At 59.9% G+C, this 22,304-nt stretch carries 22 protein-coding genes and 1 riboswitch; of the genes, 9 read left to right on the top strand and 13 right to left on the bottom strand.

Annotated features, from left to right (window positions below; translation table 11 throughout):
• The first annotated feature begins 49 nt into the window (after positions 1–49).
• Together ACR3EN_RS17800 and ACR3EN_RS17795 are read left to right on the top strand one after the other, a co-directional pair.
• Positions 50–922, top strand: coding sequence for a LysR family transcriptional regulator (locus ACR3EN_RS17800; RefSeq protein ID WP_480820657.1), 873 nt, complete (start codon positions 50–52; stop codon positions 920–922).
• Between the two features lie 171 nt (positions 923–1,093).
• A complete protein-coding gene (locus tag ACR3EN_RS17795) occupies positions 1,094–3,814 on the top strand; it encodes a peroxidase family protein (protein WP_480918469.1) in 2,721 nt (906 codons plus the stop codon).
• Here ACR3EN_RS17795 and ACR3EN_RS17790 read toward each other — a convergent pair.
• The 7 genes from ACR3EN_RS17790 to ACR3EN_RS17760 form a co-directional block, all read right to left on the bottom strand.
• Positions 3,811–6,822: an ATP-binding protein gene (locus tag ACR3EN_RS17790; RefSeq protein WP_480918468.1), complete on the bottom strand. Its 3,012-nt coding sequence runs from the start codon at positions 6,820–6,822 to the stop codon at positions 3,811–3,813. The genes ACR3EN_RS17795 and ACR3EN_RS17790 overlap by 4 nt on opposite strands.
• A 299-nt stretch (positions 6,823–7,121) precedes the next feature.
• Positions 7,122–7,586 (bottom strand): putative molybdenum carrier protein, encoded by a 465-nt coding sequence (locus tag ACR3EN_RS17785; RefSeq protein WP_480820665.1) that lies wholly within the window; start codon positions 7,584–7,586, stop codon positions 7,122–7,124.
• A gap of 139 nt (positions 7,587–7,725) precedes the next feature.
• A complete protein-coding gene (locus ACR3EN_RS17780; RefSeq protein WP_480820667.1) occupies positions 7,726–8,703 on the bottom strand; it encodes an HpcH/HpaI aldolase/citrate lyase family protein in 978 nt (325 codons plus the stop codon).
• Between the two features lie 29 nt (positions 8,704–8,732).
• Entirely contained in the window at positions 8,733–9,704 is a 972-nt protein-coding gene (locus tag ACR3EN_RS17775; protein WP_480870512.1) for a 2-hydroxyacid dehydrogenase, read from the bottom strand.
• Positions 9,704–10,594 (bottom strand): succinate--CoA ligase subunit alpha, encoded by an 891-nt coding sequence (gene sucD, locus ACR3EN_RS17770; protein ID WP_480820669.1) that lies wholly within the window; start codon positions 10,592–10,594, stop codon positions 9,704–9,706. The genes ACR3EN_RS17775 and sucD overlap by 1 nt, the downstream gene beginning before the upstream one ends.
• A complete protein-coding gene (locus tag ACR3EN_RS17765) occupies positions 10,594–11,790 on the bottom strand; it encodes a malate--CoA ligase subunit beta (RefSeq protein WP_480820671.1) in 1,197 nt (398 codons plus the stop codon). Before ACR3EN_RS17765 ends, sucD begins: the two co-directional genes overlap by 1 nt.
• A gap of 16 nt (positions 11,791–11,806) precedes the next feature.
• Positions 11,807–13,048: a pyridoxal-phosphate-dependent aminotransferase family protein gene (locus ACR3EN_RS17760; RefSeq protein WP_480820673.1), complete on the bottom strand. Its 1,242-nt coding sequence runs from the start codon at positions 13,046–13,048 to the stop codon at positions 11,807–11,809.
• Between the two features lie 215 nt (positions 13,049–13,263).
• Between ACR3EN_RS17760 and ACR3EN_RS17755 the strand changes: the two genes are divergently transcribed.
• Complete coding sequence (locus ACR3EN_RS17755; RefSeq protein ID WP_480820675.1) at positions 13,264–13,893, top strand: response regulator transcription factor; 630 nt, start codon at positions 13,264–13,266, stop codon at positions 13,891–13,893.
• A 12-nt stretch (positions 13,894–13,905) separates the two neighbouring features.
• On the opposite strand, the gene ACR3EN_RS17750 is transcribed toward ACR3EN_RS17755, so the two are convergent.
• From ACR3EN_RS17750 to ACR3EN_RS17730, 5 genes are read right to left on the bottom strand one after another with little or no spacing between them, the layout of a single operon-like run.
• Complete coding sequence (locus ACR3EN_RS17750; protein ID WP_480820677.1) at positions 13,906–14,916, bottom strand: energy transducer TonB family protein; 1,011 nt, start codon at positions 14,914–14,916, stop codon at positions 13,906–13,908.
• Positions 14,913–15,290, bottom strand: a complete 378-nt coding sequence (locus ACR3EN_RS17745) for an ExbD/TolR family protein (protein ID WP_480820679.1) — start codon at positions 15,288–15,290, stop codon at positions 14,913–14,915. Before ACR3EN_RS17745 ends, ACR3EN_RS17750 begins: the two co-directional genes overlap by 4 nt.
• 4 nt (positions 15,291–15,294) lie before the next feature.
• The gene (locus ACR3EN_RS17740) at positions 15,295–15,621 is read right to left on the bottom strand and encodes an ExbD/TolR family protein (RefSeq protein WP_480820681.1); all 327 of its coding nucleotides are present in this window, start codon (positions 15,619–15,621) and stop codon (positions 15,295–15,297) included.
• A gap of 31 nt (positions 15,622–15,652) precedes the next feature.
• Positions 15,653–16,309 carry a MotA/TolQ/ExbB proton channel family protein gene (locus ACR3EN_RS17735; protein ID WP_480820683.1) on the bottom strand — a complete coding sequence of 219 codons (657 nt, stop codon included), beginning with the start codon at positions 16,307–16,309 and terminating at the stop codon, positions 15,653–15,655.
• On the bottom strand, positions 16,306–16,740 hold the full coding sequence (locus ACR3EN_RS17730) for a hypothetical protein (protein WP_480820685.1): 435 nt from the start codon (positions 16,738–16,740) through the stop codon (positions 16,306–16,308). The genes ACR3EN_RS17735 and ACR3EN_RS17730 overlap by 4 nt, the downstream gene beginning before the upstream one ends.
• 161 nt (positions 16,741–16,901) lie before the next feature.
• Positions 16,902–17,105, top strand: a riboswitch (cobalamin riboswitch).
• A gap of 105 nt (positions 17,106–17,210) precedes the next feature.
• On the opposite strand from ACR3EN_RS17730, the gene ACR3EN_RS17725 reads away from it, so the two are divergent.
• From ACR3EN_RS17725 to ACR3EN_RS17700, 6 genes are all read left to right on the top strand, one after another.
• Entirely contained in the window at positions 17,211–17,564 is a 354-nt protein-coding gene (locus ACR3EN_RS17725) for a DUF1636 family protein (protein ID WP_480820687.1), read from the top strand.
• Positions 17,561–18,148 carry an ATP-binding cassette domain-containing protein gene (locus tag ACR3EN_RS17720; protein ID WP_480918467.1) on the top strand — a complete coding sequence of 196 codons (588 nt, stop codon included), beginning with the start codon at positions 17,561–17,563 and terminating at the stop codon, positions 18,146–18,148. The genes ACR3EN_RS17725 and ACR3EN_RS17720 overlap by 4 nt, the downstream gene beginning before the upstream one ends.
• Entirely contained in the window at positions 18,096–18,344 is a 249-nt protein-coding gene (locus ACR3EN_RS17715; protein WP_480918466.1) for a hypothetical protein, read from the top strand. The genes ACR3EN_RS17720 and ACR3EN_RS17715 overlap by 53 nt, the downstream gene beginning before the upstream one ends.
• A gap of 16 nt (positions 18,345–18,360) precedes the next feature.
• Entirely contained in the window at positions 18,361–19,308 is a 948-nt protein-coding gene (locus tag ACR3EN_RS17710; protein WP_480820691.1) for an ABC transporter substrate-binding protein, read from the top strand.
• 1 nt (position 19,309) lies between these two features.
• Positions 19,310–20,323 (top strand): FecCD family ABC transporter permease, encoded by a 1,014-nt coding sequence (locus tag ACR3EN_RS17705; protein ID WP_480820693.1) that lies wholly within the window; start codon positions 19,310–19,312, stop codon positions 20,321–20,323.
• Between the two features lie 388 nt (positions 20,324–20,711).
• The gene (locus tag ACR3EN_RS17700; protein ID WP_480820695.1) at positions 20,712–21,125 is read left to right on the top strand and encodes a VOC family protein; all 414 of its coding nucleotides are present in this window, start codon (positions 20,712–20,714) and stop codon (positions 21,123–21,125) included.
• 66 nt (positions 21,126–21,191) lie between these two features.
• On the opposite strand, the gene ACR3EN_RS17695 is transcribed toward ACR3EN_RS17700, so the two are convergent.
• The gene (locus ACR3EN_RS17695; RefSeq protein WP_480820697.1) at positions 21,192–22,271 is read right to left on the bottom strand and encodes a PLP-dependent cysteine synthase family protein; all 1,080 of its coding nucleotides are present in this window, start codon (positions 22,269–22,271) and stop codon (positions 21,192–21,194) included.
• Between the last annotated feature and the right edge of the window lie 33 nt (positions 22,272–22,304).

Below are 22,304 nucleotides of genomic sequence, written 5' to 3'. Positions count from 1 at the left end.
GAAGACGTTTCTCTTGTCTCACAGCATAAGCTGAACTTACCCTATAAACATGGGCAAACGGGTTCCCTCTCTTAACTGGTTGCGTGTTTTCGAAGCCGCCGCGCGCACGGGCAGTTTCGCGCGCGCGGCAGAGCGTCTGGCCATGTCGCCCCCGGCGGTCAGTCAGCAAATTCGCGCACTCGAACAGCATCTGGGGCGCCCGCTGTTCGAGCGCAAAGCCGCCGGAGTGACGTTGACCGAGGACGGCCGCAGCCTGCTGGTTGTTGTCAGCGAGTCGCTGGGCCGGATGGAAGCGGCCGCCGCCAACCTCGCGTCGCCCCGATCCGAGCCTCTGGTGGTCGGGGTGTCGCTGCTGTTATCTGTCGGTTGGCTTGCGCCGCGCCTGCCGCAGTTTCTAGCGGCGAATCCGGCTATCTCGCTGGAGGTGAACTCGCTGTCGGGCCGTCCTGAAACGCCGCCCCGCGGGGCCGAGGTCTGGATTGCGTTTGGTCAACCGCCGCCGGGTACGCAGGCCGACCGCTTATTCGGAGAGACGTTAATCCCTGTGGCGCATCCTGATCTGATCGCGGGCATCCGAAGTGTTGATGATATGCGTGATCACATGCTGATAGAAGTTGCGGATCATCGCAAGAACTGGGCGCAGGTGCTGGGCACCGATGTGTTGCCAGAGCGGGTTAAAGTAACGCATGTCGATACCACGCTGACTGCGCTGGCGCTCGCCGCCGCGGGTGGGGGGATCGCGCTGGCCCGACCTCCGGCCAGTGATGCGCTGATCGGGAAATTCGGACTCAAGCGCTGTTTGCCCGATTTTGCTGTTGCGGGCGTTGAGGATTACCATCTGTTGTCGACGATCGGCACCCGGCTCAGCGCGGATGCCGAAGCTTTCCGCGCCTGGGTTTTGCAAGAAGCGCGCGCGCTCTAGTCATTTGGCTTGATCGCGTTGGGGGGTCGGGCGCGCAGATTGGTCGGGGACTCAGCATTTGGTGGTTCGCGGAAACTGGTGTAGGCTGCCGGAATTTAGAATTGCCATTTGTTCGGCCCACTTAGCCCAAGTCAGCCGGGATTGGTTTGTGAAGTAGGTTGATTTCAAGAAATGTCCGCAAACTCTGTACCTTCCGATCTTGTTCAGGATGTTATCGATCAGAACCTCGAAGCCGTGCCGCTTTGGAATGGACGACGGTTGAGGGCGCAACACGGGCGCAGCCAAGGCTGTGTCAGCGCCCGGTTCCAAGTTAGGGACGACTTACCCCAGCATCTGCGCCACGGCCTTTTTGCACAACCCGGCGTCTATCAGGCGGCGCTGCGGTTTTCGAATGGGGCTCATTTGGATGACCGTGAACCTGACGCACATGGCATGGCTGTCAAACTGTTCGATGTCCCCGGAGCCAAACTGATCGATGCCGCTGCGCTAGACCATCTGGGTATTTCGCAGATCAGCGAAGACTTCGATTTTGTTCTGACCGACAATGACACATTTCCCAGCTACCAGCCGGAAGATTACGAGAGCCTGAATCGTTTGGTCGCTGCAGGGCAGGCGATCAAACATGCGCTGAGCGGACGTCGCGGGTGGAGCTTGCGCCTGATCCGCGAAGGCGCGCGCGCGGCTTTGCGTGTCTTGCTGACCAAAGAGGGCAAGCGACACCGTAAAGTCGCAGCCAACTTCGCCTCGAACCTGATGCATTCCCCGTTCGCCTCGCATTTTTGGTCCACCACGCCCTATCAGCTGGGGCCGGATCTGACGGTGCGATATCTTGCGCGCAGCGTGCGGCCTGACACGCCGACAGAGCCGGTCAAAGACCCAGATGGTATCAAACAGAATTTGCGGCGGGACGTGGAGCACGCCGAGAACCGGTTCGAGTTTTGCATCATTGAACCTCCTCAAACCGGAGAGGGGTTCGATCCGCTCGACAATCGTATCCGCTGGGCCCGCGACCCCCAACCCGATGCGCCGCTCGATCCCTACCATTGGACTGTGACGCCGGTGGCGGACATCACCATCGCCCGCGGTGCTGCTTTTGACCCGCATGACGGCGACACGCTCAGCTTTTCGCCGTGGCGTGTGACTGCAGAGCATGCCCCGCTTGGGCCGATCAATGCCATCCGGCTCGGGACCTATCTAAGCCTAGCGCGCGCGCTTTCCAAATCGATAACTGAACGGAGGTCGGGTATGTTGGATGTTGATACGCTGCTTGATCATCTGTTCGTCGTGCACCGCGGCCTGGCCAGTCGGCTGGTTGCGTTGCGGCTGGCGCGTGCTGCACGCGTGCATCGGCCGCGCCCGCTGACACTTGGGGCGGACTACACCACATGGTCCGGGGTTTATTCCCACAAGTGGATCGGTCGCCATCTGCCGCCGCAGGACCCTTCACCGGTCCTGCCGCCCGAAGATGAGGTGGCCGATCTGTTCCGCCGACGCCGGCAGATGGATGGCAGCCCGCTGACACTGCTGTGCCCACAGGGCTCGACGATCCTGTTCATATCGGCGGCGCAATGGTTCACCGACAGCTTTTTGCGCACATTTGGCCCCAATGGCCCGGTCGGCCAAACGGATTCAAATCACGAAGTTGATCTGTGCCAGATATATGGCCTGGATGATTATCAGACCGACATGCTGCGTGAACGCGACCCCGATACCGGTGCGCTGACGCATCGTATGGCCGTCCGGACGGATGAGAAGGGCGAGACATGGTCGCCGAAGCTTTTCCAGCGGACCCCTTCCGGCGGGATCGAGTTTGCACCGCCGTTCGATGGCAGCCTTGCCACGGGCAAAGATGCCGGTCGCCCGCTACACAACAGGAAAAAGCTGCAAGATGCGCTTATCCGGGCGCGACCTGATCTTGATAGCGAGCAGATCAACGAACGCTTGTTGGATTTTCACGCCACGGGGCTGGACAATGGCAACGGTACCATCGGGTATATGGTGATGAACACCCTGATGCTACGCGCGCATAACCAGCTTGCCGACATCTTTTGGCTACAACACCGCAATACGCCTGGGTGGGATCAGGAAAGGGTCTTTCAAACCACGCGCTGCGCGCTGATCGCGGTTCTGATCAAAGTCGTGATGGAAGACTATATGGGCTATATCGCCAACATGCCCTTTAAGCTTCCTGTGGGCGTGAACAGACGGGAACACTGGCAGCATTCGAACCAGATCGCGATCGAGTTCAATCTGCTTTATCGCTGGCATTCCATGATCCCGGACCGGTTCCTGATTGATGGGGTTCAGGTTGGAACGGAAGGGTTCCGCTTTAATCCCCGGCTGGTCGAAGAGACGGGGCTTGAGAAAATGATCGAGTCGCTGTCACATCAGCCTGCCGCCCGAATGTCCCTGCGCAATACGCCCGATTTCATGTTCGAAAAACCTGCGGCAGACGTTCCTGCGCCGGTCGAAGCCACAATTGCGCTGACCCGCAAGGCCCGGCTGCCATCGCTGAATGCCTATCGTCACCATTTCCGCCGCAAACCCCACGCCAGTTTTGCCGAACTGGTCGGGGATCAGCCTTTCGCAGATGAACTGGTGGCCGATCTCAGCCGTCTCTACTGCAATGTGGATCGAGTGGAATTGTTCCCGGGTCTCTTTGCCGAACAGCATAAAGGGACGGTGATCATGGGCGATCTGATGACCTCGATGGTGGGGTATGACGCGATCACGCAACTGATGAACAATCCAATGGTGTCGAAAAATCTCTACAACGAAGAAACGTTTACAGCGCGTGGATTTGACGTGGTAAAGCGAACGTCAACTTTTGCGGATGTGGCGGCGCTGGTGGGCCTCAACCCAGACGATTGCGTACTGGGGCGCAGGGGCTAAGCGCTGGCGTAAGAGATCAGATCATCTGATCCAAGCTCTGTGATGCGGGCGGCCAGATCGGCGTCCTCTGGCTGAATACAGGCCAGATCAGTCAGGGCGCGTAGCTCGTACAAGCGTGCGCCTTGTGCGCGGGCAAGCGTGATGGCGGCACGCAATGTGGACTCGGCGGTTTCAACCGGCATGCCTTTTTCGAGCATCAGCGCGGCTTGTATCCGGCGCAGTTCGGGTTCGTAGTTGCGTTCGTCGGTGGATGCCGCGCAGGCCAGACCGGCGTCGACCGCCGACAATCCCTTGTCAATTTGTCCAATGGCCAGATTGCCACGGGCCAGTTCCGTATTGATCAATACCCCGGCCGCCTCGGCACCCGTCTCGCGCATCTTTTGCCAGGCTGCTTCAAGAAGCCGGACGCCATGTTCGGCATTGCCGGTGCGGATGGCTGATCCAGCCAAATGTGCGATGGCAACGGCACGATAATAGGGGCCTCCGTTTTCCCGAACGGCAGTGTCCAGCGTTTTGGCGACCTGCGCATAATCGGCGTGATCCAGCTGCATGTGGATTTCGGTCATCCAGTGAAGCGCGTTGGCCAGCATCAGCGGCTGGTCCAGTGATTTGGCAGCGTCTACAGCGGATTTTGCTGCCGCAAGCGCTGCTTCGGTCTGGCCTTGAAAACACCGGACCAACGCGGTCATGGCCTCGATCTGTACCATTGCAGCCATATCCGGCGCATTGCCTGCTTCTGCCGCATGTGCCTTTGCATGGCTTGATGCGCGCGCCAGTGCGGCGGCGGCTTCTGCAAATTTCCCGCGTGGAGACAGGGCCGCGCCGCGAATATAGTGGCCGACCATCTGGGTGTGATGGTCCTCGTAGGCCTCCACGATCTCGGCACCCCAGCGTTCAGCGCCGCGATAATCGCCTTTCACCATGGACGCCGTAAACAGACCACGCCCGGCGCGTACCAACGTGCGGCGGTCGTCAAGTTCTTTGGCAAGTTCAAAGCTGCGGGTGAAAGCATCAATGGCGGGTTGTGCGCCATATCCGAACCGGACGCGCTCGGCTGCGGCCAACAGGAACTGAAGGCTCAACTCGGCCTCATCGCGCTGTTCGGGGGGCAGGGCGCTTAGCAGTTGCAAGCCATTGCGGGCCTGCTGCGCACCTTCGCTGTTGGCGTGGCGGCGCAGGTTTTGGCGCGCGGCCTCGATCCATGCGGCTACCGCTCGGGGGTTGCGCGCGCGTTCCCAATGGCGGGCAATCAATTCGGGCTGTCGCGCGGCTTCGCTCTGTGCGCTCAGCGCTTCGGCGGCGCGCTGGTGCAGGTGGACACGGCGATCGCGAACAAGGCTTTGGTAGGCAGCTTCGCGCACCAGTTCGTGGCGGAACCGCCAGCTCTGATTGTGGCGCGGTCCGGGCTTTGGCAGGGGTTGCAGCATTCCGTCGGCCGCAAGCTGGGTGATCGCTTCTTCGGCATCAGCGACACTGATGTCACTGATATGCGACAGCATCGTTGCGTCGAAGGCACCACCGATCACGGATGCATCAACAGCCGCGCGCCGCACGTCACCGGTGGCGTCGATTTGCTGAGCCAAAAGATCATGCAGTGTACTGGGAATGTCGCCCGCAGCCCGACGCGGAGAGGCCGCAACCGCAACGGCGCATTCCTCGATGAAAAGCGGAACCCCATTACTTCGCGCTATGATCTGTGCCGTCGTATCTTGATCCAGCGCCGCGCCAGCCGCGGCCTGAGCCAGCGCGGTGGCGTCTGACCTGTCCAAAGGTTCAAGATGCAGTTTGCGCAGCGACGGAACCTGCTCTGCAAACGCGTCTGGAACGGCCTCACGCGAGGCGATGAGCATCAGGACGGGCAGCGTGGTCAGTTGTTCTGCGACGTTGCCCAGGATCCAGACGGTCGAGGGATCGGCCCATTGCAGGTCTTCGACCACGACCATAACCGGCCCATCTGCACTGAGCCGTTGATAGACCCGCAGAAAAATTTGCGAGAGCTTCGCGCGCAGTTCATCTTCGCTTGTTGCCCCGCAATCGCCAGGGCCGGGCGCAAGGATGAAAAAGAGCGTCTCGAGCTGGGGTTGATCAAGAATATCGGTCAGATGATGCAACAATCGGTTGCGCCTTGCATCCGTATCGTCGCCGCTTTGAATACCGCACCATTGCTCAAGCTGAAGCGTGAAAGGGTGAAACGGTGTATTCTGATGAAACGGGCTGCAATGATAGGTCACCCACGCCCGAGGCGCCGCTGCTTTTCGGAAGTCGCGGATTAACCGCGATTTTCCGATACCCGCTTCGCCCGATATCTGGATAACCCTGCCATGCCCGTCCTGTGCATGGGACCAGGCGCTGGATAACTCGGCGCGCTCGGTGTCGCGCCCGATCAGGACTGTCCGATCCCGCCGATATGTGGTCTCTTTTGCGGGGCCTGCCAGACGATAGACCGGCACCGGCTGATCGAAACCGGCCAGTGCCTGAGTGCCCAAAGGCTCGAACTCCAGCTGCCCTGCGCCCAGCGTGCGTGCGGCGCCCGATACCATCGTTTCGCCCGGTGCCGCCAGCGACTGCAGCCGTGCGGCAAGGTTCAGTGTCGTGCCGAAGATGGCATCAGGCTGAATGTCAGAGCCAAGCGCGATATCGCCAACCAACACCATTCCAGATGCGATTCCGATGCGACAGCTCAGATCAACGGGGCCTGGCAGCGCTTCCAGATCGCTATGGATACGCAGTGCCGTGCGCAATGCGCGCTCTGCGTTGTTCTCAGCGGCGGCGGGCCAGCCAAAGGCGACGAGGATTCCGTCACCAACGATTTGCAGAACCTTTCCGCCATAGGCTGCCGCAGCTTGTTCCACCAGTTTCTGATAGCGTAATGTGGTCGATAGCAGGTCCTCGGGCTCAAGCGTCTGGGCAAGCACCGTCGAACCGACGAGATCCGCCAACATCACCGTAAGGTGCCTGTGCTCCATCCCGCCAAGGTCGGTATCTGGGCCTGTTGCTTTTACGACCATCGACAGTCTCTGCAACCGTCATCGGCACCGCAATCATGCGCGGCGCACCCAATCGGTATTGAACCTGGAACGGACGAAATGCCCCCCATTTCCGTGCCCCACAACAAACTATCCCCCGCTCCGCGTCCCGGGTCAGAGTCGCGAAGGTGGGGCCGAGACTATAGGATCATACGCCATATGGCTATGTCTGGTGCTGTATTGCGGCGATATCAAAATAAATTGCCGATACTGAGCCTCCGGGGTTGGGATGTCAGCCCAACCGCATCCGTACGAATGCAGCGAGCAGATCGGCCTCTGGGTCAACTGCTCAGCAAAAGCAGATTGCGCTTCAATACTTCGGCGACCTGAGCCCCGATGTCGGGCGCTTCCGATGCGCGCGGACCGGCAATATTCAGGATGCTGACCGGATGAGCAAGCAACCAGGTTTCAATTTGTTGCGCGCAAGGCTCTATCCCGGCCCTGAGGTCAACCATAAGATGTGGTTTGCCTGTGCCAGAGGCCAGTGCAATCGTCTCTTGTGTGCCCGGACTAATTGAACCATCGACAAACACGACGGTTGCGTCGCTTGAGGTCACATTCAATCGCGTGCGAACGTTAACATCTGTCGAGTGGGCTTCAGTCAGCCCGCTGAACTCTTCGGGTATGCGCCCCAGTTCATTGGTACGGCCTTTTGGCACCCACCCTCCGTAGGGCAAGCCGTGGACGCGGGCGAATTCAAGCGCCGCCATGTCCACACCGGTCTGTCCGCCTGATATGATTTTCACTGTCCTATCCTGAAAGGTGCCGATAACGTCAGGTTAGGCGCAGCTGAGCGATTCCGTAAACCACTGATTTAATTGATAGGGTCACATGGGGGATCACACCTGACCGGGGGCGCAGGTGTGATCGGGATTTCACGACTGGTTATGCGGCAGCTATCTGGCGTGCCTTTTCGACCATCACTTCGGCCTGACGGATCGAGGCATAGTCGATCAGGCGACCGTCCAGTGAAACCGCCCCTTTGCCAGCGGCCTCGGCCTCGGCCATTGCTTCCAGTATCCGCTGCGCCTTGGTGACTTCAGCCTCGCCGGGCGACATGACCTCGTTCGCCAGCGCGATCTGGCTGGGGTGGATGGCCCATTTGCCCTCGCAGCCCAGAACAGCAGCGCGTTTTGCTGCGGCCTTATAGCCCTCGGGGTCTTGAAAATCACCGAACGGACCGTCAATCGGGCGCAGGCCATTGGCGCGGGCCGCAACCACCATACGGGCTAGCGCGTAGTGCCACATATCGCCCCAATGGGTCGCGCGGGCCGCGTCACCATCCGGGTCGGTAAGCACCGAGTAATCGGGGTTCACGCCACCGATGATCGTGGTCCGCGCGCGGGTCGAGGCGGCATAGTCCGCCACGCCGAAATGCAGGCTTTCATTGCGTTTCGAGGCGGCGGCGATTTCGCTGACATTCTGCATACCTAGGGCGGTCTCGATGATGTGTTCGAATCCGATACGCTTCTTGTAGCCCATTGCGTCTTCGATCTGGGTCACCATCATATCGATGGCATAGACATCCGCAGCGGTACCGACCTTGGGGATCATGATCAGGTCCAGTCGCTCTCCGGCCTGTTCCACAACATCCACCACGTCGCGATACATGTAATGAGTGTCCAGCCCGTTGATGCGCACGGACATGGTCTTGCTGCCCCAGTCGATATCGTTCAGGGCCGCGATGATGTTCTTGCGGGCCTGTTCTTTTTCGTCCGGCGCAACCGCGTCTTCGAGGTCGAGGAAGATCACGTCCACATCCGATTTGGCGGCTTTTTCGAACATACCGGGCTGGCTGCCCGGTACGGCGAGTTCGCTGCGGTTCAGGCGCGCAGGCGCTTGTTCGATGGCGTAAAAGCTCATGAGTTTGAGTCCTTTGAAAGAAGTGTGCGTCAGATCACGCGGTCACGGGGTGGGCGGCCTGCGAAAAAGTCACCCAGATTGTCCAGCACGCGAAAGCCCTTAGCCTCGCGCGATTCCTTTGTGGCGCTGCCCAGATGCGGCAGCATTACCAGATTGTCGCATTGCAGCAGGTCGGGGCTGATGCGCGGCTCGCTGTCAAAAACATCCAGCGCTGCGCCGCCGATCGTGTCGAACATCAACGACTGTACCAGTGCGTGCTCATCCACCACCTCGCCGCGCGCAGTGTTGATCAGGAAGGCACCGGCTTTCATCAGGTCCAGCCTGCGCCCGTTGATCAGATGTCGGTTCGCGGCCCCGCCGGGGCAGTGCAGTGAGACGAAATCGCACTGCGGCAGCAGCTCGTCCACCGTCTCGACCTGCGTGGCGTTGAATTGCTTCAGCAGGTCGGGAGACACAGCGCTGCGGTTCTGCACGAGGATTTTCATGCCGAACCCATGATGAGCACGGCGGGCCATTTCCTGACCGATGCGGCCAAAGCCGATGATGCCCAGCGTCTTGCCGCTGACTTTGGTGCCGACCAGATGGGTCGGGCGCCAGCCAGTCCAGCCACCTGCGCGCAGCTCACGCTCGCCCTCACCCGTGCGACGGGCGGCCATCAGCAACAGCGTCATGGCCAGATCGGCGGTGCATTCGGACAATACGTCCGGTGTATTGGTGACGGTCATGCCCAGATCACGGGCCGCCGGTTCGCAGATATGGCTGTAGCCGACACCGTAGTTGGCCAGAATTCTGGTCTGAGCGGCGGGCACGTCCAGTGCCTCTGCGCTGAGCGTGTCGGTTACGGTGGGCAAAACCGCGTCATATCTCTTGAATGCTTCGCGGAGATCGGCCGGGGACATTGGTTTGTCCCCGGTATTCAGCACGGTGTTATAGTTCTCGGCCAGTTGCGCCTCGACGGCGGCAGGCCAGCGACGGGTGACAAGGACCGAAGGTTTGACCATCACGCAGCCTTTCCCATGACACGGGCGATGGTCTCGCCGATCACTGCAGGGTTTTCGGCCACGGTCACGCCCGCCGCCGACAGGATTTCGACCTTCTCGCTGGCGCTTTCACCAAAGGCCGAGATGATGGCACCCGCATGACCCATGGTCCGGCCCTTGGGCGCGGTCAGACCCGCGACATACGCGACAACGGGCTTGGTGATGTGATCGCGGATATATTCCGCGGCCTCGGCTTCCTGAGGGCCGCCGATCTCACCGATCATAGCAATAACCTCGGTGTCTTCGTCCTGTTCGAACCGCTCAAGGATATCGCGGAAGGACGAGCCGTTGATCGGGTCGCCGCCGATGCCGACGCTGGTGGACACACCGATGCCACGTTCTTTCAACTGTGCTGCAGCCTCATACCCCAGCGTGCCCGAGCGCCCAATGATGCCCACATTGCCCGGCAGGTAGATGTGACCCGGCATGATCCCTAACAGCGCCTTGCCGGGGCTGATGGTTCCTGCGCAGTTTGGGCCGGTCAGCACCATGCGCTTGTCCTTGGGATAGCGGTACATGTAGCGTTTTACGCGGATCATATCCTGCGCGGGGATGCCGTCGGTGATGCAGACGCAATAGCGGATACCGGCATCTGCGGCCTCCATGATCGAATCCGCCGCGAACGGAGGGGGCACGAAGACAAGGCTGGCGTCGGCGCCTGTGGCCTCGACCGCCTGTTTGACGGTGTCGAAAACCGGAACGCCTTCGACGGTCTCGCCGCCCTTGCCGGGGACGACGCCGCCGACGACATTGGTGCCGTACTGCACCATGTCCTTGGTGTGCAGGCGCGCCATGCGTCCGGTGATGCCCTGAACGATAACGCGGGTGTCGCGGTCCAGAAGAATGCTCATTACACGGCCCTCATCTTGGTGTTTTGGGACAGATCGTTGCGCCATGCGCCCACGGCGCGTTCGGCGGCTTCCATCAGGGTTGTGGCGCGGATGATCGGCAGGCCCGATTTGGCGAGGATTTTCTGACCTTCCTCGACATTGGTGCCTGCCAGACGGACGATCACTGGCAGGTCGATCTCCAACTCGCGCAGAGCCTGAACGACACCCTCGGCCACCCAGTCACAGCGGTTGATCCCTGCGAAGATGTTGACCAGCACCGCCTGCACGTTGTCATCGGACAGCACCAGACGGAAGGCCTTGGCCACCCGCTCGGGCGAGGCCCCGCCGCCGATATCCAGAAAGTTGGCAGGCTCGCCACCGGCCAGCTTGATCGTGTCCATCGTGGCCATCGCCAGACCGGCCCCGTTCACGATGCAGCCGATATTGCCGTCCAGACCGACATAAGACAGGCCACGATCTGCGGCGCGGCTTTCGCGCGGGTCTTCCTGGCTTTTGTCGCGCAATTCGGCGATTTGCGGGCGGCGGAACAGGGCGTTGTCGTCAAAGCTCATCTTCGCATCCAACGCGAGAACACGATCATCGCCGGTGACGACCAGCGGGTTGATCTCGACCATGGTCGCGTCCAGCTCGCTGAACGCGGCATAGCAGCCCTGCAACGTACGGACCATGTGCTGGGTCAACTTCGGCTCAAGCCCCAGTTTGAACGCGATCTCGCGGGCCTGGAACTCCTGCAGCCCAACCGCAGGTTCAACAATCGAGCGTACGATGCTGTCGGGACGATCTGCGGAAATCTCTTCGATCTCCATCCCGCCTTCGGAGGAGGCCACGATCATCACCCGCTGGCTCGAGCGGTCCAGCACAAAACCCAAATAGATCTCTCGATCAATCGGCACGGCGGATTCGACATAAACGCGGTAGATACCCTTGCCCTCGGGCCCGGTCTGATGCGTGACCAGCTTGCGACCGAACATCTCATCACAAGCCTCGTGAATCTCGCTTTCCGAGTTGCAAAGTTTCACACCGCCAGCCTTGCCGCGCCCACCGGCATGGACCTGTGCCTTGACGATCCACTTGTCGCCACCCAGCTCGCGTGCGCGATAGGCTGCCTGCTCGGGGCTGTAGGCCAACGCCCCCGAAGGGACCTCGACACCGAACTTCGAAAGAAGTTCTTTCGCCTGATATTCGTGAATATCCATCTGCATTCCCTCCCGTTTATGCAGCGATAGATGTGCCGTAGCGGCTTTCCAGCAGCGCTTCGATGGCTTCAAAATCGACCGAACCGCCCATTTCACGGATCGCCTCGGCGAACAGTCGGACGATGCGGCTGATCGACTGGTGGTTCAGCTGGTTCAGAATGCCGATGCGGACCTGAACCGGAGCGCTCAGCGTTGGCCAGATGCCAAAGCCGCGGGCGCGGCAGTTCTGCACCAGCTCCATCTCGCGCCCTTCCAGCTCTGCTGGCAAGTTCAGCACCACAAGGCTGGGCATGTCCGAGGTGACCTCGCAGCCCATGGCGGTGACGGCATCGCGCAGAACAGTCTCATGCGTGCGGTAGGAATGTGCGCGTTTGGCCAGCCCTTCCTGCAGGGTCAGGCGCAGGGATTCATGGAAAGCGGCGACGGCGTAGCCGGAATGGGTGCGATGATAGGTGCCCTTTTCTACATCCTGACCGTCAACGATACCCCAGTGGCGGGCCTCGAAGATGGGGTTGTGGACGTAGGTATAAGCGCCCGAGGTTTTCAGCGCGTCGATATAGGCGTCAGTAAAGCTAACAGGCGCGTAGGTCAGCGGCAGGCAGCACAGGCCTTTCTGCGGGCACGAGGCCCAACCGGCGACGCCCGGGAAGTCATCGATACGGAAATCCGCGACACCCAGCGACGATACTGCGTCGATCAGGCCCATCGCGCCATGACGTTCGCATGCATCCGAAAAGCCCTGAATGTCGTTCACGCGGCCCGAGCCGGTTTCCCAATGCGCCATGAAGGCCCATTTGGGTTTGTGCCGCGCCAAAACCTCATCAACCATCTCGCCAGTAACCGGCTGGCCATGAGGCACTTCGATCACAGTCACGCTGGCGGCTTGCGGGTCCAGCGGACTCGCGGCGTGCTCAGCGGGCGTTGCTGCCTTGATCCGCAGGGTCAGCGCGTCGATGCCCGAGAAGGTGCCGTTGGTGAACGCCACAACGCTGTCACCGGGCATCACGGCTGAGAACATGGTATCCAGCCCGCTCCAGCCGGTACCCGCAACCGCGAAGGTATAGGTATTGGCGGTGCCCCAGATCTGACGCAGCATATGCTTGCATTCGATCATGCCGCGCAGAACGTCGTCCTGCATGTGATCGGCAACGCCAGCGCTGGTGAAGGCCTGCAGAACGCGGGCGTCGGTATTGCCCGGCCCGGGGCCTGCGGCCAGTGTCTCGGGGATTTCGAGCGTGGGGTAGATTTGATAAGTCATGTAATCCTCCTCAGCGTCAGGGGCTCTGGCCCCGTCGGTCGCGTTGACGCAAAGGAAAACCGAAACTTGCGCCACCGCGCAACGTAACTTACTACTGCTTTGGGATATCTAATTGGGTGGTAAATAACCTACCCATATAGGTAAATATACGGATGTATACCAAAAATGTACCTACCCAAACGGATGGGACAGGGTGGAAAACAGGCAGGAAAACAATGGCCAACACATCTCAGCGTCCGGTCGATGTCATGCTCGCGAACAACAACCCGCTCGTGTTGTCGGCCATGTCCGAGATTTTTGAACGCGACCCGCGATTCTCTTTGGTTGCAACCTCGGCCACCGCCGAGGGATTTCTGGGCACGGTGATGCGGGTGCCGGTTCAGGTCGGGATCGTATCGTGGGAACTGCCTGCTTTGGGCGCAGCCAAATTGATCGAGGTCCTGCGCGAACAGGCCAACGCGCCGCGCTTTGTCGTCTATGGGGATGAGGCCGGAGATGTGCCGCGACAGGCGATGCAGGCCGGGGCCGCCGGGTTCGCGCCGCGTTCGGGTGAGGTTGAGGGTTTGCTGGAAACCTGCGTCGATGTGGCAAAAGGCAAGATGGTGTTTCCGTTCATCGACGTGCGCAAAATGCAACAGAACCCCCTGCAAACCTTGTCACGCAAGGAAGTTGCTATTCTTGAAGCGCTGGCCCGGGGCATGTCGAACCGCGAATTGTCGAAAGAGATGCAAATCTCAACCAATACGGTGAAGTTTCACCTGTCGAACATCTATGAAAAGCTGTCGATCAAGAACCGGGCGCAGGCGATCGCATATTATTATTCGTCAAAGGCCGAGAACGGCTGACCGGGCTGGCGCTTAGCCATTCTGATAATAGAAGGACAGTTTGCGGCTGACACCGCCCGGTGGGGGCGGGAACGGGGCGGCCCGGCGAATTTGCTCTCGGGCGGCGCGGTCGATCTGGTTCGAGCCCGAACTGTCGGTGATTTCGACCCATGCAAGCGAGCCATCGGGGTCGATCTGGAAGAAGACACGCGCGAAGCCCCGGACCGGGACAAACACAGCAGGCGTTCGGTTCAGATGCACCAGCACCTGACCAGCATAGTTCGTCGTATTTGAATTGCCCGGTCCGCGCCCGCCTGACTGACGCTCTTGATCGCCTCGGGTGAAGGCATCGGTCCCCTGACGCTGAAACGTCTGCAAGGGAGATTCGATCAATTGTTGTGGAAAGCGCAATTGGGCGAACTGGTCGTTGCTGTCGGTCGCCCCATCCGGGGCATCGGTCGGTTTGCGGTCCGGCAGGCGTGGGCGGACGGATTCCGTCACGGCCTGCTCTGACACTGCGATGTCTGCGTCTTCCGCGGGCTCGATGGCTTCGATCACGGCGGGCGCTGGCGTCTCGGCCTCGACAGGGTCGGCTTCCGCAACCGGTTCCCCTTGCGGGATTTCGGCCGTTTCATCGACCGAGGTCGGCTCTACCGTCTCGGTATCGGCGCGTGCTGGGTCGTCGCTATCGGACGGGTCGGCGGGCTCTGCGTCCTGCGGCTCGACCACGTCAGGCTGAACCCTTTCGGCCTCACCAAAATCGGGGGAGAAGACCCGTTGCGGATCGTCCGAGGCTACCAGAGCTTCGCTGGTCGGGATCTCTGCCTCTTGCGGCTCCGGGGTCTCGGCGGCTTCGGGTTCTTCCGGGTCGGTCGGCGTCTCTGCCAGATCTTCGAAACTGTTACTCAGGTCCACCGCGTCGCTATTGCCCTGTGTGGATGGCGCATCCGCGACGGGCGCTGCGGTCATGCTCAAGCCAAAGATATGCAGGATCAGCGACAACAGAATGGCCAATACGGCAACTATGACCGACCCGCGGATCATTGCAGCGTCCGCTTTGTTACAAGAAACACGGATGGCGCGCCATTGCGGCGCAGCAGGCCGGTGACTTCGATCAGGCGCGCGCCGGGTGCTTCGCGATCCGGGACGATCCGGACCGGGCCTTCAATGTGATTGGCCATGAATGTTTCTGCGTCAGTTGGCACGCCACGGAAGCTGAGCGTGCCATCCTTGTGCAGCACCAGCGCGTCGGGCGGCTCACGCCCGTCCAGTTCGGTTGTGTCTACAAGATCCAGATCGGGGTCCAGCGGTGGTGCTATGGTCCCTGCGATCAGAAAGAAGATCAGCATCAGGAACACGACATTGATCAGGGCAATGGTCGAGTCGCGCTTGCGGCGGGGGGTGGACGGTTGGATCATCCGCTCACTCCAGCACCAACACGCTGAGCCCGTCGCGTCCGCGCAGACGGACCAGCAAATCCGCAAGGCGCTGTGCGGTCACGTCGTCGTCAAGGCTGACAAGAAGCTGCCCGGTCTCGACCTGCGTCACGAGATCGTCCAGCGTGGTTGATGTCCCGTTCAATACCAGACGGTCGGCTCCGAGCTGCAGAAAAGTCCGCTCTGACGGTTCGCTGGTTTGCGCGTTGCCTCCGATTGAGCTCGTTAGTTCAATCTCGCCGAATTTCGAAAAGGTCGAGGTGAGCATGAAGAAGAGCAACAGCAAGAATATTACATCGATGAGCGGTGTCATCGACAACGTGCGCCTGACAAATGGCGCCCGGTTACGCATGTTCCGGCACGGCGGATAAGGTTTCTTCTTCGGTGGCCAACTGTCCGGGCACCAGCACGGTGCGCAGCGCCTTGTCGGCGAAGACGCGCTCGCGTGCCGTCCGGCTTTCGAACCAGGACAGTATCATCGACGTCGGCATGGCAACCGCAAGCCCTACCGCAGTGGTGATCAGCGCCACCCAGATGCCGCCTGCCAGCAGGGATGGATCAACCGAACTGCCGGCCTGCTGCAAGCTTTGGAACGCTTCGATCATCCCCAGAACCGTGCCGAAAAGCCCCAGTAGGGGCGCAAGCTGGGCGACCGTATCGAGCAGCCGAAAGCCGCGCTCCAACCCGGCCAAGGCCAGACCGGCCTCGGCGTCAAGGCGATCATCCAGTCCGGGCAAGTCCGGCGCATCCATGGCGGCGCCAACCAACGGGGCCAGATAGCTGTGGCTTTTGGCTAGACGGGCCCGGGCTGTCTGATGATCACCTGCATCCCATGCGTTCAGCGCCTGCGTGAGAACGCGATGCCGCCCAACACCGGTCACCGTGAATTGCCACAGCTTGTAAAGCGTCACAGCCAGCGCCAGCACGGACATGACGATCAGAATGGCCACAACCGGCCCTCCGAGGGCTACGATCTGGCGCAGGGCCTCAAGTGCATTCATCCTAAGAGCTCCACATCGATCCGGCTGGTCAGGTTCAACTCTGTTGCACAGATATCGCTTTCCGAGCCGCTGACAACGCAGCTGTTTGCGCCATTGATCAGGACACGACGGATCGAGGTGCAATCGAGATCAGGCAGGCTGAACTGACGCACCCGCGGCCGGTCGCGCGGCAGGTCGCGAAAGTCAAACAGCGACAGCGTGACCACGCCGCCGGACTTGTCGAAAATGACGGTTTCGAACGCAGCTTTCTCGATTTCGCTTTCGGTTTGATTGTGCACAACAAAGGTCAGACGGCAGGCGCCGTTCACCTCCTGCACCGTATTCAACTCGAGCGATAAGGGCGCGGCGCGCTCATCAGCAGCTTGCGCAAGGGTCGGAACGGGTGACGCGATGGCGATGGCTGCGGCCAGAGCGAGGCGGGAAAAAGGCATGGGCTGGCTCCTGATTGGATGGAAACCCTGTCCTGCGCATCATGCAGGGGTTGATCCCTCTTATCCAATCCAGCTGGGACACGAAAGGGCGGGCAAGGGGATTGTGCGCGTTCGACCGCTCACGCCCGGTAACTTTCATATTGACCCATCCATTGTTCTAAGGCACTGAGTCCTGCGATGGTTCCCAAGGCTATGGCCGCGGGATGAAAAGGGAATACGGTGCGGCCCGCTTCGGTCAAACCCGTAACTGCCCCCGCAACTGTAAGCGGCGAGCAAAGCCAAGCAACCACTGGCCTTTTCGGCCGGGAAGGATGGCCAAGCCGAGACCCGCGAGTCAGGAGACCTGCCATCAGATGTTCAACCAACCCGGGACGGGGCGTCCTGGAAGGAGGCTTTGATGGCACGTCTGACACGTGTTGACATATTTGGCACCTTCCCGATGCATCTGGGCAGAGGCAGAGGGCGCGTGTGTGAAGACTCCTGATCATTTTGTGCTGATCTGCGCCACCTGTTCCGGCGCGCAGACCTTGTCGGCAATACAAGAGTCCCTTGCACCCCGATTGCCCGAGGGCTTTGCGATCCGCGGCGTTGATTGCATGGCCGGGTGTGCGCACCCGACGACTGTGGGCTTTCAGGCTGTAGGCAAGGCGCAATATCTGTTTGGTGATATCCAGACCCCGGCCGAGATTGACGCATTGGCCGAGTTTGCCCTTCAGTACCAACAAAGCGCGAATGGCTGGACCAAAGCGACCGAGCGGCCCGGTGCACTATCCGCTAAGACCCTATCGCGGATGCCGCCGATTGGTCAGCAGGTACCGCTATGACACCCCAGCCGTTCCTTGTTGCCTCGAACCTCGAATACTATGCGCTAAATGGCGATGTGCTGCTGCAGAATGTCAGTTTTGAGCTGACCGAAGGCTCGATTCTGGCGATTGCTGGCCCGAACGGCGCGGGTAAAACCACCTTGCTCAATCTGCTTTGCGGTGCCGAAGGGCTGTCTCTGGGCGATGTTCAGATCAATGGGCGAAGCCTCAAGCAGTTCTCAGCCAACGAACGGGCGCGTGTTATCGCCGTGGTCGGCCAGCAAGAGATGCCAGATGGGCGTCTGTCGCTTCGCGATTACGTGGCTCTGGGCCAGATACCGATCCTTACCGACCGCTCCGCACGTGCGCACCAGCAAGAGCTGGACCGGATTCTGAATCTGACTGGCCTCGCGCCTCTTGCGCAAAAGCGGATGGCGCAGCTTTCCGGTGGTGAGCGACAGCGGGCTCACATCGCGCGCGCTGGCCCAGAACCCGTCGCTTCTGTTTCTGGACGAGCCGACGAACCATCTGGACCCCGATGCGAAAGGGCGCATGCTGTCTCTGGTTGCGGATCTGGGGATTACGGTGGTCATGATCGTGCATGATCTGGTCATGATCCCCGAATTCGCGACCCATGTCGCGTTGATGAAATCCACGCGGCTGACGGGATTTGGCCCGGTTGATGAGGTGCTGACCGGAGAGCGGGTACGCGAAACCTTTGGTGTCGACTATCTGTGTTTTCACCACGAAGGGCGCGTCATTCCGGTACTGGACATCCGAAGAACAACAGTTCCCACTTAAACTCAGGAGATTATTCGTGAAACCAATCTGGCCCGCGGTGTTTATTGCTGCCATGGCAAGCGGCGCTGCCGCGCAAGGGATAACCGTCGACAATTGCGGCGAACCGCTGGTCTTTGATGCGCCCCCCGAGCGTCTGGTTGTGCATGACATGAACATGACCGACATGGCTTTCGCCCTGGGTTTGCAGGACAGGATCGTCGGCCTGACCGGCATCACCGGCTGGTACAAGACAAGCCCCGAGTTCGATAAATTACGCGGCGACATCCCCGAGCTTGCACCGAAATACCCGACCGTCGAGACCCTTGTAGCGGTCGAGCCGGATTTGTATTTCGCGGGTTGGTATTATGGCATGAAGCCCGGCGGTGATGTCACGCCTGACACGCTGGAACCGTTCGGGATCAAGACCATGATCCTGACCGAAAGCTGCGTGCATCTGGATAAAGACCGCCCCGAAGCCAGCATGAACCTGCTGTTCGACGACGTCCTGCGACTTGGCAAGGTCATGCAGGTCGAAGACAAAGCCGAGGCACTGGTTTCTGGCTGGAAAGATGAGCTCTCGTCGATCAAAGCCAAGACTGCCGATCTGGCCAAGCCGCGTGTCTTCCTGCTGGATGGTCCGGCGGATGCTCCGTTTACGGCGGGTAAATTCGCGATCCCCGACGCGATGATTGCGGCGGCAGGCGGTCAGAATGTCACCCATGACATGGACACGAGCTGGGGTCGTACCTCGTGGGAGACGGTTGCCGCTTCGAACCCCGAATTCCTTGTGCTGCTCGACTATCAGACCGGCAATGGCGCGGCGGATACCTTCAAATTCCTGCAGGAACATCCGGTGATGTCGCAAACCGACGCGGTCAAGGACCAGCGCTGGATTGGTCTTCGCTATGAGGAGCTGACCCCCGGACCCGCTAATATCGCGGCAATTTCGAAAATGGCCGAGGCCATGCATCCAGGCCTCAACTGATATGGGCCGATTGGGCCTCACGCTGTTGCTGGGGGCGGTCGTTCTGACCGCCCTTTTGCTGGTGTCGACCATCTATGGCACGACTTCGATTCCGGTCTCCGAAACGGTCGAGGCTGTGCTGCTTGGCACCGGGTTGGTGGGTGGCGAGATGTCTCCGATGCACCGCATCGTCTTTGACCTGCGCCTGCCACGCGCCTTGTTTGCGGCAGTGATTGGTGCAGGGCTTGGGATAGTTGGCGTGGTACTGCAAACGACAACGCGCAACGATCTGGCCGACCCCTTCCTGTTTGGTCTGTCCTCGGGCGCGGCAGCAGGCGCGGTATTCGTGATTACCGTTACCGGAGATATTCTGGGGTTCTGGACGTTGCCGCTCGCCGCGTTCTGCGGCGGTCTTGTCGCCTCGGGGATCGTTTTGGCGCTGGTGCATGGGTTGAAAACCAGTGCACCAGAAAAGCTGATTTTGGCGGGGCTTGCGGTATCCTTTCTGTTTTCGGCCATCACCAATTACCTGATCTTTGCCGGCGACAACCGGGCCGCGCATTCGGTGATCTTCTGGATGCTCGGTGGGCTGGGCCTGGCCCGATGGGAAACCTTCCCATTGGTGTGTGTGGGCCTGCTTTTGATCTTAAGCTATTCGCTTTATCGCAGCCGTTGGCTTGATGCATTGCTGACTGGAGATCTGACAGCAAGCACTCTGGGTGTCCCGGTGCAGGGTCTGCGATTCAGCATGTTCTTCGTTGCGGCGCTTGCGACGGCTGTTTTTGTCTCGGTCGCCGGGGTGATCGGTTTTGTCGGCTTGATGGTGCCCCACATCGCACGCGGCATTGCCGGGCCTTTGCATCGCCATTTGCTGCCGACTGCCGCGATCGTGGGAGCAGCCTTGCTGACAGGGTCAGATATCCTGAGCAGATTGCTGCTGGCGCCACAGGAATTGCCGGTGGGCATTGTCACCACCTCAATCGGATCGGTTTTCGTGTTTCTGCTGCTATTCAGAACCGCGCGCACCCGGCGTTAAACGGTTCAGCACCTAAGACCTGTCGTGCGGCGACCAGACGCCCGCAACAGCCCAGCAGGCAATTCGCACGGTCCGACGCATTGAGACGCCGCCACGCTAAGGTGGACTGATTGCACCCCAATTCGCGCAGATGTTCGAACTTGTGTTCAAGGCCATATAGGCGGGGTTCCGGAACAAGAGGGGACGCAACGGCTCAGGCGGCATTTGCCATTCCACATCTCCGGCGCGAACCGGATGCCCTGAACCTTCGGCAATTCTACACTATGCTGTGATCCAGACTTGGCCAGCATGATGAAGCTTCGGTGTTACTACACTTGCCAGCCTGAGGGTTGCCAGAGAAGGGTTCATCGGGTTTCTTTCCCCTGAAAATCAAGTGGAAGCTACTGCTATGAAACTCGAATTCCATCACATCAACTATGTCTCGGACGATATCGAACGATTGCATCGTTTTTATACAGACGTGCTGGGCCTGGATAACATTCCTATCGAGAACTTTCCACGCCCGGAGGCCACGGATGAGAAGGGTTATGATGGCAAAATTCGTTTCGCCACGGATGGTGCGATGCAGATGCACCTAGCCGAGCGGAATCTGGATCTGGCCTTTAAACATGGTGAAGCGATCAACCCGGTCGAGCGCGGCCATATCGCGTTTCGGACAGATGATATCGCAGCCTTCAAGACTGTGCTCGAAGCCAATGGAATTCCGTATTCCGATTATGGGACCGCCTTTGCCAAAGAATGGCATCAGATCTTTTTTCATGACCCTGAAGGTAACATTATCGAGGTCCATCAGGCTGTATAGCGATCCTGCTTCGGGCTGATTTAAACGCCGCACCGACCGCGAACATACCCGCAAGCAAGGCTTGCCTCAGGACATTTGATAGCCGGGGGTCGAGTTCGAGATTGCGATTTCTTCCTCGGTCATTTCTTCGGCTATTCCTTCGAACAACGGCGTGCTCAGGTATCGTTCGCCGGTATCGGGCAACATGCACAGAATATGCGCACCGGGTTCGGCCCGTTCAGCAATCTCGATGGCGATGGCAAAGGTGGAACCCCCGGAAATACCGGTCAGGATACCTTCTTTGCTGGCCAGTGCTCTGGCCCATTCAACACCTTTTGAACCAGCCACCGGGATCAGTTCGTCGAAATAGGCATTGTCGATTGCTTCCTGCAAAACGGCGGGGATGAAATCTGGAGTCCAGCCTTGGATCGGGTGGGGTTCAAATGCCGGGTGGCTGGCAAGTGGCGCGCCGTCCGCCCCGCGTTCCGTGGCAATTTTGCTGCCGATCAACTGCGCATTCGCAGGCTCTGAGAGGATGATTTTCGTCTCAGGCCGCTCTTTGCGCAGGACACGGGCAACGCCGGTCACGGTGCCGCCGGTACCGTAACCAGTCACTAGGTAATCCAGTCGCTGACCGCTAAAGTCGCTTAGAATCTCCTGCGCGGTGGTGGCGGCGTGGATATCTGCGTTTGCCTCTGTTTCGAATTGCCGTGCCAGCAACCAGCCATGCGCTTCGGCCAGTTCGGCGGCTTTGCGGTACATGCCAAACCCTTTTTCCGAACGCGGCGTAAGGATCACCTTCGCCCCAAGCATCCGCATAAGACGCCGACGCTCGACCGAAAAACTGTCGGCCATGGTCACAACCAGAGGATAGCCTTTCTGGGCGCAAACCATGGCGAGCCCGATGCCGGTATTCCCACTGGTTGCCTCGACCACGGTTTGCCCCGGTTTCAGCGCGCCGCTGCGTTCTGCAGCCTCAATGATATTGACCGCCAGCCGGTCCTTGACCGAGCCCGCCGGGTTGAAGGCTTCGAATTTCACAAAAAGGGTGACGCCTTTGGGCCCCAGATTATTGATACGAATAACCGGCGTGTTTCCGATCGTATCCAGAACATTATCGAATAGACGTCCGTTGCCTTGGGTCGTTCTAAGCTTTGGGTCTGCCATAGGTTCCTCCTGTATCGTCCTTCAGGCGGTGTG

Source organism: Ruegeria sp. G7 (genome assembly GCF_056535465.1).
This window is presented reverse-complemented; position numbering and strand designations above follow the sequence as displayed.